This is a genomic window from Pseudomonas sp. L5B5 (genome assembly GCF_020520285.1).
Classification (GTDB): Bacteria; Pseudomonadota; Gammaproteobacteria; order Pseudomonadales; family Pseudomonadaceae; genus Aquipseudomonas.
In genome coordinates this window covers 6,411,500-6,425,426 of sequence record NZ_CP084742.1, presented here as the reverse complement: position 1 = coordinate 6,425,426, position 13,927 = coordinate 6,411,500, and the positions used below count along the sequence as shown (strand labels likewise).

At 62.5% G+C, this 13,927-nt stretch carries 11 protein-coding genes; 9 read left to right on the top strand and 2 right to left on the bottom strand.

What is annotated here, in order from left to right; all coding sequences use genetic code 11:
- Nucleotides 1-177 precede the first annotated feature (177 nt).
- The 5 genes from LGQ10_RS29485 to LGQ10_RS29465 all read left to right on the top strand — a co-directional run bounded on the left by LGQ10_RS29485 (nucleotide 178) and on the right by LGQ10_RS29465 (nucleotide 5,627).
- A complete protein-coding gene (locus tag LGQ10_RS29485) occupies nucleotides 178-1,350 on the top strand; it encodes an efflux RND transporter periplasmic adaptor subunit (RefSeq protein WP_226524001.1) in 1,173 nt (390 codons plus the stop codon).
- On the top strand, nucleotides 1,351-3,324 hold the full coding sequence (locus LGQ10_RS29480; RefSeq protein ID WP_226524000.1) for a MacB family efflux pump subunit: 1,974 nt from the start codon (nucleotides 1,351-1,353) through the stop codon (nucleotides 3,322-3,324). It abuts the gene before it with no gap.
- 7 nt (nucleotides 3,325-3,331) lie between these two features.
- Nucleotides 3,332-4,741: an efflux transporter outer membrane subunit gene (locus tag LGQ10_RS29475; RefSeq protein ID WP_226523999.1), complete on the top strand. Its 1,410-nt coding sequence runs from the start codon at nucleotides 3,332-3,334 to the stop codon at nucleotides 4,739-4,741.
- A 121-nt stretch (nucleotides 4,742-4,862) separates the two neighbouring features.
- The gene (locus LGQ10_RS29470) at nucleotides 4,863-5,162 is read left to right on the top strand and encodes a DUF3349 domain-containing protein (protein WP_226523998.1); all 300 of its coding nucleotides are present in this window, start codon (nucleotides 4,863-4,865) and stop codon (nucleotides 5,160-5,162) included.
- A gap of 27 nt (nucleotides 5,163-5,189) precedes the next feature.
- Nucleotides 5,190-5,627 carry an SMI1/KNR4 family protein gene (locus tag LGQ10_RS29465; protein ID WP_058433459.1) on the top strand — a complete coding sequence of 146 codons (438 nt, stop codon included), beginning with the start codon at nucleotides 5,190-5,192 and terminating at the stop codon, nucleotides 5,625-5,627.
- A 21-nt stretch (nucleotides 5,628-5,648) separates the two neighbouring features.
- On the opposite strand, the gene LGQ10_RS29460 is transcribed toward LGQ10_RS29465, so the two are convergent.
- Nucleotides 5,649-7,277, bottom strand: a complete 1,629-nt coding sequence (locus LGQ10_RS29460; protein ID WP_226523997.1) for a twin-arginine translocation signal domain-containing protein — start codon at nucleotides 7,275-7,277, stop codon at nucleotides 5,649-5,651.
- 208 nt (nucleotides 7,278-7,485) lie between these two features.
- Between LGQ10_RS29460 and pvdM the strand changes: the two genes are divergently transcribed.
- Genes pvdM through LGQ10_RS29445 form a run of 3 tightly spaced genes read left to right on the top strand, consistent with a single transcriptional unit; the run spans nucleotide 7,486 to nucleotide 11,107 of the window.
- Entirely contained in the window at nucleotides 7,486-8,859 is a 1,374-nt protein-coding gene (gene pvdM, locus LGQ10_RS29455; protein WP_226523996.1) for a pyoverdine-tailoring dipeptidase-like protein PvdM, read from the top strand.
- Between the two features lie 21 nt (nucleotides 8,860-8,880).
- Complete coding sequence (locus tag LGQ10_RS29450) at nucleotides 8,881-10,176, top strand: aminotransferase class V-fold PLP-dependent enzyme (protein WP_226526228.1); 1,296 nt, start codon at nucleotides 8,881-8,883, stop codon at nucleotides 10,174-10,176.
- Between the two features lie 37 nt (nucleotides 10,177-10,213).
- Nucleotides 10,214-11,107 carry a formylglycine-generating enzyme family protein gene (locus tag LGQ10_RS29445; RefSeq protein ID WP_226523995.1) on the top strand — a complete coding sequence of 298 codons (894 nt, stop codon included), beginning with the start codon at nucleotides 10,214-10,216 and terminating at the stop codon, nucleotides 11,105-11,107.
- A 53-nt stretch (nucleotides 11,108-11,160) separates the two neighbouring features.
- On the opposite strand, the gene LGQ10_RS29440 is transcribed toward LGQ10_RS29445, so the two are convergent.
- Nucleotides 11,161-12,024, bottom strand: a complete 864-nt coding sequence (locus LGQ10_RS29440) for a N(5)-hydroxyornithine transformylase PvdF (RefSeq protein ID WP_058433184.1) — start codon at nucleotides 12,022-12,024, stop codon at nucleotides 11,161-11,163.
- A 204-nt stretch (nucleotides 12,025-12,228) separates the two neighbouring features.
- Between LGQ10_RS29440 and LGQ10_RS29435 the strand changes: the two genes are divergently transcribed.
- Nucleotides 12,229-13,881, top strand: a complete 1,653-nt coding sequence (locus tag LGQ10_RS29435) for a cyclic peptide export ABC transporter (RefSeq protein ID WP_226523994.1) — start codon at nucleotides 12,229-12,231, stop codon at nucleotides 13,879-13,881.
- The last annotated feature ends 46 nt before the right edge of the window (nucleotides 13,882-13,927 follow it).

Genomic DNA, 13,927 nt, shown 5'->3' with positions numbered 1-13,927 from the left:
TGGGTTTATTTCAGTGCCAGGGCAGCTGTAACGCCATATGTCGGCAGTTAAATTCCCCCTGCGGCCTCTCGTTTACCTGACAGCTCCCCCGTCCCTGCCGTGTATGCGGCAACGTGAGCCGGATCGCCCACTGCATCCGGCCACCATGACGGACCATACCTCTGGCCGGAACCCTGCATGAAACGTCCTAGAAATACCCGACGCGCCCTGCTTGCCGCACTGTGTGTGATTCCTCTCGTTGCCATCGCCGCCTGGAAATTCATTCCTTCGGGCCGCGACCAGTTCACCACCGTGCAGGTGCGCCGTGGCGATATCGAAAGCAGCGTCACCGCCCTGGGCACCTTGCAGCCGCGCCGTTATGTAGACGTCGGCGCCCAGGCCTCCGGACAGATCCGCAGGATCCACGCGGAAGCCGGCGACGCCGTCAAGGAAGGCCAACTGCTGGTGGAAATCGACCCGTCCACCCAGCAGGCCAAGCTCGATGCCAGCCGCTTCGCCATCGAGAACCTGCAAGCCCAACTGCAGGAGCAGTACGCCCAGAACCAACTGGCCCGCCAGAAGTACCAGCGCCAGCAGAACCTCGCTGCCGGCGGCGCGACCCGCGACGAGGACGTACAAACCGCCCAGGCCGAGCTCAAGGCCACCCAGGCGCGGATCGACATGTACAAGGCCCAGATCCGCCAGGCCCAGGCCAGCCTGCGCAGCGACCAGGCCGAACTGGGCTATACCCGCATCTATGCGCCGATGTCCGGCACCGTGGTGGCGGTGGATGCTCGCGAAGGCCAGACCCTCAATGCCCAGCAGCAGACCCCTTTGATCCTGCGGATCGCCAAGCTCTCGCCAATGACGGTGTGGGCCGAGGTCTCCGAAGCCGACATCGGTCATGTGAAACCCGGCATGAGCGCTTATTTCACCACCTTGAGCGGCGGTGGCCGACGCTGGACCAGCACCGTACGGCAGATCCTGCCGATCCCGCCCAAGCCGCTGAACGAAACCAGCCAGGGCGGCGGCAGCCCCAGCAATACCAGCAAGAGCGGCAGCGGCCGCGTTGTGCTCTACACCGTACTGCTGGACGTGGACAACGCCGACAACGCACTGATGGCGGAAATGACCACCCAGGTGTTCTTCGTCGCCAGCTCGGTCAAGGACGTGCTCACCGCCCCCATCGCCGCCCTGCAGGAAGGCGAGGCGCCGGGCCAGCAGATTGCCCGAGTCGTGGCGGACAATGGCGCAGTCAGTGAGCGCAAGGTCCGGGTCGGCATCAGCGATCGCCTGCGAATCGAGGTGCTCGAGGGCTTGAACGAAGGAGATCACCTGCTGATCGGTCCTGCCAACAGCAGCGGGGGTTGAATGCAGACGCCTCTGATCGACCTCAGGAACATCCGCAAATCCTACGGTGGCGGCGACAGTCCGCAGGTCGACGTCCTGCGCGGCATCGACCTGTCGATCCATGCCGGGGAGTTCGTGGCCATTGTCGGCGCTTCGGGCTCCGGCAAGTCGACCCTGATGAACATCCTCGGCTGCCTGGACCGGCCGACCTGCGGCGAATACCTGTTCGCCGGCGAGAACGTCGCCCACCTCGATAGCGACGAACTGGCCTGGCTGCGCCGCGAGGCCTTCGGCTTCGTGTTCCAGGGCTACCATCTGATTCCCTCGGGCTCGGCCCAGGAAAACGTCGAGATGCCGGCCATCTATGCCGGCATCCCGGCGGCCGAGCGCCATGCCCGTGCCGCCGCCCTGCTGGAGCGCCTGGGCCTGGGCAGCCGCACCGGCAACCGTCCGCACCAGCTGTCCGGGGGCCAGCAGCAACGGGTGTCCATCGCTCGCGCCCTGATGAACGGCGGGCACATCATCCTCGCCGACGAACCCACCGGCGCCCTGGACAGCCACAGCGGTGCGGAAGTCATGACCCTGCTGGACGAGCTGGCCAGCCAGGGCCACGTGGTGATCCTCATCACCCACGACCGCGAAGTGGCCGCGAGGGCCAAGCGCATCATCGAGATCCGCGACGGCGAGATCATCAGCGACACCGCCGATACCGACCCTACGGTCCAGGCCAGTGCCAATACCGGCGCCTTGCAGGCTGTGGACCTGCGCCAGCGCCTGGCGCAGGGCAGCGAACCCACCGGAGCCTGGAAAGGCGAACTGGTGGAGGCGGTGCAAGCGGCATGGCGAGTGATGTGGATCAACCGCTTTCGCACCGCCCTGACCCTGCTGGGAATCATCATCGGCGTGGCTTCGGTGGTGGTGATGCTGGCCGTGGGCGAAGGCAGCAAGCGCCAGGTGATGGCACAGATGGGAGCCTTTGGCTCCAACATCATCTATCTGAGCGGACATTCGTCCAACCCCCGGGCTCCCGCCGGGATCATCACCCTGGATGACGTGGCCGCCCTGGGCGCCCTGCCCCAGGTCAAGCGCATCATGCCGGTCAATGGCGCCGAGGCCGGAGTGCGCTTCGGCAACCGCGACTACATGGCCTATGTGGGCGGTAACGACACCAACTTCCCGCATATCTTCAACTGGCCGGTGGTCGAGGGCAGCTACTTCAGCGAAGCCGATGAACATTCCGCCGCTCCCGTGGCGGTGATCGGCCACAAGGTCCGCGAAAAGCTCCTGCAGGATGTGGCCAACCCCATCGGCCAATACATCCTGATCGAGAACGTGCCCTTCCAGGTGGTTGGCGTGCTGGTGGGCAAAGGTGCCAGCTCCGGCGACAGCGACAGCGACGACCGCATCGCGGTGCCCTACTCCGCCGCCAGCACCCGGCTGTTCGGCAGCCGCAACCCGGAATATGTGGCCATCGCCGCCGCCGATGCCAGCAAGGTCAAGGAGACCGAGCAGGCCATCGACCAGCTGATGCTGCGCCTGCACAACGGCAAGCGCGACTACGAACTGACCAACAACGCCGCCATGATCCAGGCCGAGGCACGAACGCAAAACACCCTGTCGCTGATGCTCGGCGCCATCGCCGCCATCTCCCTGCTGGTCGGTGGCATCGGAGTGATGAACATCATGCTCATGACCGTGCGCGAGCGCACCCGCGAGATCGGTATTCGCATGGCTACCGGTGCCCGCCAGCGGGACATCCTGCGCCAGTTCCTCACCGAGGCGGTGATGCTCTCGGTGGTCGGAGGCCTGACCGGTATCGGCGTGGCCCTGATCATTGGCGGCGTGCTGATCCTCAGCGAAGTGGCGGTAGCGTTTTCCCTGGCCGCGGTCCTCGGCGCCTTCGCCTGCGCCCTGGTCACCGGCGTCGTCTTCGGCTTCATGCCGGCCCGCAAAGCTGCCCGGCTCGACCCGGTCACGGCCCTTACCAGTGAATGATCGATCGATGAAGACCACCCTGACCCTGATGGCCGCCAGCGTATTGCTGGCAGCCTGCAGCAGCTCCACCCCGCACCCGGACAGCGGCCTGCAAGCGCCAACGGCCTGGCATGCCCCCAACCACCCCGAAGGCCAGCAACAGGACCCACGCTGGTGGGCCCGCTTCGGCAGCCCGGAACTGGACCGCCTGATTGCCGAAGCGCGAACCGGCAGCCATGACCTGGCGGCGGCCATGGCCCGGGTCCGCCAGGCCCAGGCCAGCGCCATCGTGGCCGGCGCCCCGCTGCTGCCCTCGGTCGAAGGCAGCTTCAATGCCAGCCGGCAAAAACGCATGGGCGGCAAAGGCAGCAACCAGCAGGACAGCACCAGCAGCGACAAGACCGAGAATGCGTTCGATGCCGGACTCAGCGCCACCTATGAAATCGATTTCTGGGGCGGCCGGCGCGCAGCGCGCGACAGCGCCCTGCTCAGCGCCCAGGCCAGCGAATTCGACCGCGCCACCGTGGAGCTGACCCTGCTCAGCGGCGTGGCCAACAACTACGCCCAGCTACTTGCGCTACGGGAACAGAACCGGATCGCCGAACTCAACCTGGCCAACGCACAAAGCGTCCTGCGCCTGGTTCAAACCCGCTACGACTCAGGCTCGGCCACGGCCCTGGAACTGGCCCAGCAAAAGAGCCTGGTGGCCTCCCAGCAGCGCCAGATACCGCTAGTGCGGCAGCAGGCCGAAGAGGCCCTGATCACCCTCGCCACCTTGCTCGGCCGGCCAGTGCAAAGCCTGTCCCTGAACGAACAACCTTTCGCCGAGCTGACATGGCCGGATATCGACGCCGGAATCCCCAGCGAGCTGCTGGCCCGCCGCCCGGATATCGCCAGCGCCGAAGTCCGGCTCGCGGCAGCCCAGGCCGATGTCGGCGTAGCCCGGGCCGCCATGCTGCCCACCGTGACCCTCACGGCAAAGCTGGGCTCGAACGCCGACAAGTTCGACGATATCTTGCGCAACCCCTTCTACAACCTCGCCTCCGGCCTCGTGGCACCGATCTTCAATGCCGGGCGCCTGAGCGCCGAACGCGACCGGGCCACGGCACGCCAGGAGGAGCTGCTGGAAACCTATCGCGGGGCGATCATCAATGGCTTTGCCGACGTGGAAAAAGCCCTCAACAGCATTCGCGGCCTGGACCAGCAACGGCAATGGCAGAGTGAAGAACTGGAGCAGGCGCAACGAGCCTTCGAGATATCCCAGAGCCGCTATCAGGCCGGCGCCGAAGACCTGCTGACAGTGCTGGAAACCCAGCGCACCCTGTATGCCGCCCAGGACCAGAACGTGCAGTTGCGGCTGTCGCGACTGCAGTCCAGCATTGCGCTGTACAAGGCACTGGGTGGCGGCTGGCAGGTATCCACGGCACCTGCGCGCTAGGCGCTACGGAGCTAGTCGCCGGACGGCTGGCGAAGCCTTGCGCATCGCCAGCCACCAGGACAACCAGTCGGTTGTTCGCCTAGAATCGACGGCTCGCTCCCCATCCCAAGCAGAACCTGCGATGCCTCTCAGAACCGAGCTGGACGAACCATTAGCCGAAGTCGTGTCAATGCTGCACAAAGCCTTCCCGGACGGCGTCGGTTCATCCGACTACTACGCCCTGCTGACCGTCCTGTATGAGCACTTTTCCGATCGCAACCTGGCACAGGTCGTGGCGCAACTGACCCACCGGGACCCCGAGCGCGTGCTGAATGACCTCCACCAGGCCGTGACCCTGGCAAAACCGAGCCCAGAGGCGATCGAAGCGCTGACCAGCTGCCTGCACCGCCACGGAATCGACAAGCTGTTGGCCGACGACTGATTACCCGACACATCAAAGGACTGGACAATGGACTTCGAGGATTTCAAGCAACTGCTGGACAACAAGCGCAGCGCCAACCCCATCTGGTTTGAACTGCCCTCGGACAGCGTCGCCACCGAAGCTGAAATCATTGAATTCGAACAGCTGATGGCGTTACGGCTGCCCGCCCAATACCGGCGCTTCCTCAAGACCTATGGCGGCGGCTACTTTGCCTTGGGCACCGTGTATTCACTGGACCAGACCAGCGATTTCAATCTTCTGGAAATCAACCGCGCACACCGGACCTCTGGCAGCAACCACCTGCTGTTTTCAGACAATGGCTGCGGCGACTTCTACGGGTTCAGGATAGAAAACGGCCAATGCCTGGAACAGGTGCTGTTTTTCGACCATGGCCTTGAACAATGGCAAGCCACTCGATACCCAGGACTGTTCAGCTTCCTGGCCGAAGTGGCCCTTGCCAACTGAATCCGACTGTCCGTCAACGCCTTACAGCTTCAAGTGCTGTGCATACCAGGGACGACGCGGTGCCCGCTTGAGCAAGTCAGGTACTTCCTCGTCACGGCTCAGGGCAATGCGCAGGGCCAGCTTCATGACCTCCTGATCCATCTCCAGCGACATTTCGCCCGGAGCGTTGCCCAGGGGGCCGCAGCCATGGGTCGAGGCCCCCAGCCAGGGATCGTCGACCTCTACCCAACGCCCAGGGGCGAACCAGGGCACGCCATTGACCTCCCGGCGCAATACTTCACCAGGGTGATAGCGTTCGTGCGCACGAAACCAGTCGTCGATCCGGTCATCGATCCAGCCATGAAACTTCCAGAACACCGGATGGACATGGGACGAGAACGGATCACCGAGGAAATCATTCGGCGCCAGGTACCAGCGCCCGGCGAAGTCCGAGGACATGCGCGCCTCCATCACCGGCATACCATTGGAAGGATCACGAGCAACATCCGCCCAGCGCATATGCAACCAGTCATGCATGCCCAGCTCGATCTCGGAACCAAACTCGCCCAAGGTCATGCGACTCAGGTATTCCGGATCCTGGTACTGCGACTCCCAAACCTGAAAGTTGCCATAGAAGGCTGCATCGCTCTTGAGACCATGCAGCCACTGGGTGAACTCGTCATCATCCTCGGATATCCATGCAGGAGGCACCGAGCAGCCATCACGGTTCTCGTAGTAACGAATGAAAGCCTGTCGATCCTGCTCAAGGCGAGCTGATGGTTGCGGTATCTGACGCCACGACACCAAGTCAGGTTGTAGCGAGCGTGCATGCAACAACATGTGCCGATGCATGAACAGAAAATCGATACCTGAGGCATTACGATGCTTGCGCCGCCCGCGAGCACCGCGCTCATGATTCACCGGCCCTGGCTGCCAACCAAGCCCGCGCAGGCTGTTGCGTTTTTCCTTGGGCAAGGTATGCCAGCGATCACGGGAGGCGTGCCAGAGCTGATGAAACAATCGGTGCTGTGCAGAGACCAACCATGCCAACAAGGCGGGACTCAGGCCAGCCTGCTCTCGTGCAGCAGGGAAAAGCCGCTTGCGAGCGACGAAACGTCCGGCCGGCACGGGAGCCAAGGGAGAAAGCTGCAAGGACTGCACACTACCACTCAAGGTACCAGCGCCAGCATTACCCCAATTCGCCCAGACTTCATCGAGCACTACCCGGCACTCATGAGTAGGAGAACCGGCAATCTGCCCATCAGGATATAGCCGCCAACGCAGCTTCGCAGCGTCCAACGACGCCAGGTCGCCCAGGACCAGGAACTCCGCATCCTTGTCTCCGCGCAGGCTTTCCGGACGTCCCAGGAAGCCTCGCAGGCCGCGTCCGGCAGGCCCGGCGTCAAGCAATAACTCACAACCACGACGAGGCAGGGAGTGAGGACCATCGGCGTCCAGGAACTCAATATCCCAAATACCCCTCAGGTGATCGGCAAGGCGTATTCCAGGATCCTGGGCCACTTCCAGCTTGGCCTCCCCCGGGGTGATCTCCTGCTCTTCCTTACGGCGAACATCCTGACGCAGCAGTTCCTTCTGGGTATAGATCGCCACGGGGATAGCCGCCCCCGTCACCGCCAGACCGGTCAAAAATCCTCGTCTCGAAAACCTCATCGCTCTACCTTTATCCAGTGGCGCGTCACGCATCTAGCTAGAACGTTGGATTTGCAGGGAAATTTACCGGCGCGCCGAATCCGGATGGCTAAATTTGCCACCCGCCAGCTCGTTTATCGCGGATAGATGTGCACAAAAAGGTCGGGCCTGTTAGCGCTGCATCCTCACGCCCCGCCTCGTCATCAGCCCGCCTGCGACTGGGATAGCAATGAGCAAAATATCTGGAAAGAAAACCCTCTATCTGAGCCTGCTGATACTGATCGTCGCCGCCCTCGGTGCCGGAGCCGGAACCGCCTGGCACTACTACTGGAAGGACCGCGTGTCCTACCCCAGCGAAATCGTCAAACATGCCAACGATCTGCAGGAACGCATCATTTCCTTCGACAGCCATATCACCGTGCCGTTGGATTTCGGCACCGAAGGCACTGAAGCCGACAAGGACACTCATCGCCAGTTCGACCTGGTCAAGGCCGGACGCGGCAGGATGTCCGGCGCGGCCCTGAGCATCCTCGCCTGGCCGGAGATGTGGAATGGCCCCAACGCCCCCCACCACCCCACCGCCGGTTTCGCCGAAGAAGCTCGTCACCAACGCGAGACCCGCTACCGGATCATCCAGGGCATGGTGCGCGATTTCCCCAATCAGGCCGCCATTGCCTACACCCCCGCCGATCTGCGCCGCATCGCCTCCGAAGGCAAGCTGGCCGTGGTGATCAGCCTGCTCAACGCCTATGCGATGGGGAACGATCTCGACGAGCTGGACAAGTGGGCCGCCCGCGGCATGCGCCTGTTCGGCTTCAGCTATGTCGGCAACAACGACTGGGCCGACTCTTCGCGCCCCTTGCCATTCTTCAATGACACCCGGGACGCGCTCGGAGGTCTCTCGCCCATCGGCAAGCAGGCCGTGGAGCGGCTCAATGACCTGGGGGTGGTGATCGACGTTTCGCAGATGTCCAGCAAGGCCCTGGAGGATGTTGCAGCCCTGACCCGAGCTCCGGTAGTGGCCTCGCACTCCGCACCCAGGTCGCTAGTGGATATCCCACGCAATCTCAGCGACAAGGAACTACAAGTCATCAAGGCTACAGGAGGCGTCATCCAGGTCGTGGGGTTCTCCACCTACCTGCGCCCACTCAGCCAGCCGACCCTGGACAAGCTGAACGCACTGCGCCAGCGCTTCGATCTGGGCCCACTGCAAGGACTGGAAAACGCCCTGATGCCAGGAGACGCTGTCATCACTATCTGGCCGGAACAACGCTTTGGCGAATATGCCAGTTCGCTGTACGGCATCCTCGACGAAGAACCCAAGGCGAGCCTCAAGGACTATATCGATGCCATCGACTACACGGTGAAGAAGGTCGGCATCGATCACGTCGGCATCAGCTCCGACTTCAACGAAGGTGGCGGCGTCAACGGCTGGATGAGCGTGGCGGACAACCGCAACGTCACCGCAGAGCTGATTCAACGCGGCTACACGGACATCGAGATCGCCAAGCTCTGGGGTGAAAACTACCTGCGCGTCTGGGAACAAGTGCAGAAGCTGGCCAAGCCCGCCAAGACCTCCATACAGCCCGGCACCGCCGGCTGAACCATGATCATGAGAATTCCCGTGACCAATCGCCGGACCTTCCTCAAGCAAGCAGGCCTACTGGCCGCAGCCATGCCTCTGGGCAACCTCGCGCTAGCCTCCGCACAGGCGGCCCGTCCGCCGGCAACCAGCACTTCGACATGGAGCCAGCTGCGCCAGTTATTCGATCTTGACCCGGACTATATCCACCTCTCCAACTTCCTGATTACCTCGCACCCCAGGCCCGTACGCGAGGCCATCGAGAAATACCGCGCAGTGCTGGACCGCAACCCGGCCCTGGCAATGGACTACGACACTGAGTACACCTGGCAACGCGAGGCTCAGGTACGTGATAGCGTCGGACGCTATCTGCAGATCAAACCCTCCCAGATAGCCCTGACCGGCAGCACCACCGAAGGCCTGGCCATGCTCTACGGCGGCATACAGGTGAGCTCTGGACAGGAAATACTGACAACGGTGCATGAGCATTATTCGGCCCGCAATGCACTCAAGTACCGCACACAGCGCGAAGGCACCCAGGTACGCACCATTGAACTGTTCAAATCGGCTCACCTCATGTCCGCCGACGAAGTGCTGGGCAACATCGATCGCAGCATTCGCCCGAACACCCGCGTACTGGGAATGACCTGGGTACAGTCGGGCAGCGGGGTGAAGCTGCCAATCGGCGAGATCGGCAAGCTGGTGGACCATCACAACCGCAATAGAGACGAACGCGACCGGATTCTCTATTGCGTCGATGGCGTACATGGCCTGGGGGTAGAAGACATCACATTTGCCGATCTCAACTGCGACTTCTTCGTCGCCGGCACCCATAAATGGATGTTCGGCCCCCGCGGAACCGGGATCTTCTGTTCACGCTCGGAAAAACTCAAGCACCTGACTCCGATGGTGGCGACCTTCTCCGAGAACAAGGACTTCGCCACCACCATGACCCCTGGCGGCTACCACAGTTTCGAACACCGCTGGGCCGTGGACCAGGCCTTTGAACTGCACCTGAAGCTGGGCAAAGCCAACATCCAGTCCCGTATCCACCAGCTCAACAGCTATCTCAAGCAACGCCTGCAGGAACACCCCGGCATCGAACTGGTGACCCCACTGAGCCCGGAGCATTCGGCCGGCTTCACCTTCTTCCGCGGCAAGGACCTTGATACCGATGCCACCGCCGCCTGGTTGATCAAGAACCGCGTCCTGGTCGACGCCGTGCACCGCGATGCCGGACCAGTGGTGCGCATGGCTCCCGGGCTGCTCAACAGCACAGAAGACATCGACCGTGCCATGGACCTACTTGGCAAGCGCTTGCGCAGCAAGAGCGTCTGACACCTGCCCGTTTCCTAACATTGAAGGTTATTGACGAATGAAACCCATCGCCTACTCCTCACTGGCTGCGCTGGTCGGTTGCCTGATCAGCCTGAATGCACAAGCGGTAGAACCACCCAAGCCCGGCAGCGTATTCAAGGATTGCAAGAACTGCCCGGAAATGGTGGTACTGCCCGCCGGGAACTTCGTCATGGGCACCCCTGAAGATGAAGTCGGCCGGGAACCCGATGAAGGTCCGCAACATACCGTGACCTTCAAGAAAGCCTTCGCCATGAGCCGTTTCCACGTGACCGCCGCCGAGCTGGACGCCTATATCCGCGAATCGGGGGCCGTGATCAAGGATGGTGACGACCGCCCCGGCCGCCTGTGCAAGGCCAGCAAGCCAAGCTACACACAAGGACCGCGCCAGCCCGCCGTATGCGTCGACTATGCCGATGTACAGGCCTACACCCAGTGGCTGTCGAAAAAGACCGGCAAACACTACCGAATGATCAGCGAAGCCGAACGCGAATACGCTGCACGAGCCGGCAGTACAGGCTCGTTCCCCTTCCCGTTCGATGAAGACGGCCAGTACCAGATCACCAAGCATGCCAATACCTACGGGCCCAAGGATGGCTTCAGCTTCACCGCCCCGGTGGGCAGCTATCCGGCCAACGCCTTCGGCATGTATGACATGCATGGCAACGCCTATGAGTGGGTCGCCGACTGTTGGCATCCAGACTATATCGGCGCCCCTGACGATGGCAGCGCCTGGATGGAAGCATCTGAAGGGGTCTGCCTGGATGCCCAGATCCGCGGCAATGACTGGGGCGAAGCACCGGTATTCTCGCGCTCGGGCAACCGCAACAGCCGTAAACGCGAAGTCCGCGGCGATTGGCTGAGTTTCCGGGTGGTGCGCGAACTTGAACAACCAGGGACCAGCCACCCGTGACAAGCTCGCTCGATGGCGGTCAAGCGCGACACTGCGCTTGACCGTCGTCAGCCTCAGACCTCGACCAAGGGTTGGGTAACCGGCTGCGGTTCAAGCTGCTTGGCCAGCAGCGCCAACCCTTCGTGCAAAGCCGGGAACAGGCTGTTGTTGAAGTTGTTCCAGCGCAGCTCAAGGATGGTGTCCTCGGGGGATATCACGGTGTTGAGCACATCGTGGAACACCTCGCCGGAATCGATGCCGTTGTCCACATAGTGGAACGACGCCCCGGTGAGATACAGGGGCTCGGTCGGCACGGTCTCCCGGGTCGTCCAGTCCACGATTTTCTCTCCCCGGGCGCCATGCAGGGCGTTCCAGGTGGCGTAGGCGCCACGGCGCTCATAAGGCGATTCGATGCGAGTGATGCCCGGGTGGATGTTCATGATCCGCCGAGCGAACGGTGCACCCGGACGCACCAGCTCATCGAGAATCACCAGCAGACCGTCCAGCACCACGATATCGGCCTTGAGCTCCACCAGGGTGTCGTGCAGGCGACGCTCGAAGTCCTGCTTGCCGGCAATGTGCTCGGCGCTGCCCCGCGGATGGCGGCGATAAGTGGATGGCACGCTCAGCAGCAGATCGTTGACCAATCGCCCCTGCACAGCCAGATCTGCCGGATACAGCCACTGGCGCCCCGGCTGGTAGGCAAAACCGTAGTCGCTCACCAGTTTCTGGTCCCGCGGCGATTGCTCGTCATCGTCGTAGACCACGCCCACCAGGTTGTAGGCCTCGCCCAGGGACGTCTGGTTCAACGCCTCCACCAGAGACTCCAGCACCGATTTCATGTAGCGCTCGTGGTCCTTGTAGGCCACCGGCTGCCCCGCCTTGTCGGCCGCGGCGTTTCGCAGGGACCAGACATAAACCAGATTCTTCTTCGTCATTCGTTCGCTCTCGCTCAATGGATCAGGCACTGCGTCGATACACGTGCGCCCACAGAACAAGAACGAACCAGGCTCCGGGCAATTTATCCGGGACGCCGCCGCCCGGCGGTGGCAGGCAAAGCTAAATAGTCGCCGCGACGCTTCGTTTGTTCAGGGGTAAGGGTCCGTGTGCCCGACCCTCTATCCACTCTCTGGGAAGTACTTATGACCGACCCCAAGCGCGGCGCCCTCCAAGGTTTGCTCGCATTGCTCAGGCCCTTTCGCACCATCGTGCTGGTTTCCGTGGCCCTGGGCATGGCCGGAGGCCTGGCCATCACCCTGCTGCTGGCCACTATCAACAATGCCCTGCACTCGGACGGCGGTATGACCCAGGGCGTGGTCCTGACCTTCGCCGCGCTGTGCGTGCTGGCCCTGATCAGCGCCATCGTCTCGGACATCGGCACCAACTACGTAGGCCAGCGGATCATCGCCGCCCTGCGCAAGGACCTGGGCGAGAAGGTGCTCTCGGCCCCCATCACCCAGATCGAGCGCTACCGCTCCCACCGCCTGATTCCGGTGCTGACCCACGACGTCGACACCATCAGCGACTTTTCCTTCGCCTTCACCCCCCTGGCCATCGCCGCCACGGTCACCCTGGGCTGCCTGGGCTACCTGGCATACCTGTCGGTGCCGATGTTCCTGATGATGGTGGTGGCGATCATCATCGGTACCAGCGTGCAAGTGGTGGCCGGCGGCAAGGGCATCAAGGGTTTCGATGAGGCACGTGATCACGAGGATGAGCTGCAGCGCTATTACAACGCCATTGCTTCGGGCGCCAAGGAACTGCGCATCCACCGGCCACGGCGTTTCCGCATGAACACCCATCGCATCCAGGAAACCGCAGACCGCATCAGCGACATCCAGGTGCGCTCGGTGAACATCTACATCCTGGCCAAGAGCTTCGGCTCGATGCTGTTCTTCGTCGTCATCGGCCTGGCCCTGGCGATGCAAGCCTACTACCCCAATCCGGACCCTGCCGTGATCACCGGCTTCGTGCTGGTGCTGCTGTACATGAAGGGGCCACTTGAACATGTGGTCGGTTACCTGCCCATCGTCGGCAAGGCGAAGATTGCGTTCGCCCGTATCAGCGAGTTGTCCGAGCGCTTCTCCTCCCCCGAACCGCATCTGCTCATGGATGCCAGCGAAGCGCCCCAGCCCGTGGTGCACAGCCTGGAACTGCGCGGGGTGAGCTACAGCCCGCCGCCAGTGGAAGGCAGCGAGCCGTTCCACCTGGGACCGATCAACCTGAGCATCAAGCAGGGCGACATCGTGTTCATCGTCGGCGAGAACGGCTGCGGCAAGACCACCCTGATCAAGCTGCTGCTGGGCCTGTACCAACCCCAGTCCGGAGAGATCCGCCTCAACGGCGAAACGGTGACCGACCAGGCCCGGGACGATTACCGGCAACTGTTCACCACCGTTTTCTCCGACTACTACCTGTTCGACGACCTGGTGCAGGGCAATGCCGGCAAGTCGCTGGATGTCGCCACCCAATACCTGGATCGCCTGGAGATCGCCCACAAGGTCAGCGTCAAGGATGGCGCCTTCACCACCACCGACCTGTCCACCGGCCAGCGCAAGCGCCTGGCCCTGGTCAACGCCTGGCTGGAAGAACGACCAGTGCTGGTGTTCGACGAATGGGCCGCCGACCAGGACCCGGCCTTCCGGCGGATTTTCTATACCGAGCTGTTGCCCGACCTCAAGCGCCTGGGCAAGACCATCATCGTGATCAGCCACGACGACCGCTATTTCGATATCGCCGACCAACTGGTGCGCATGAAGGCTGGACGCATCATGACTCAGTTGCAGCCCGCATGATTATTTCCGGTTTATGGCAGCTGGTGCGTCCTATTACAGGAATTGA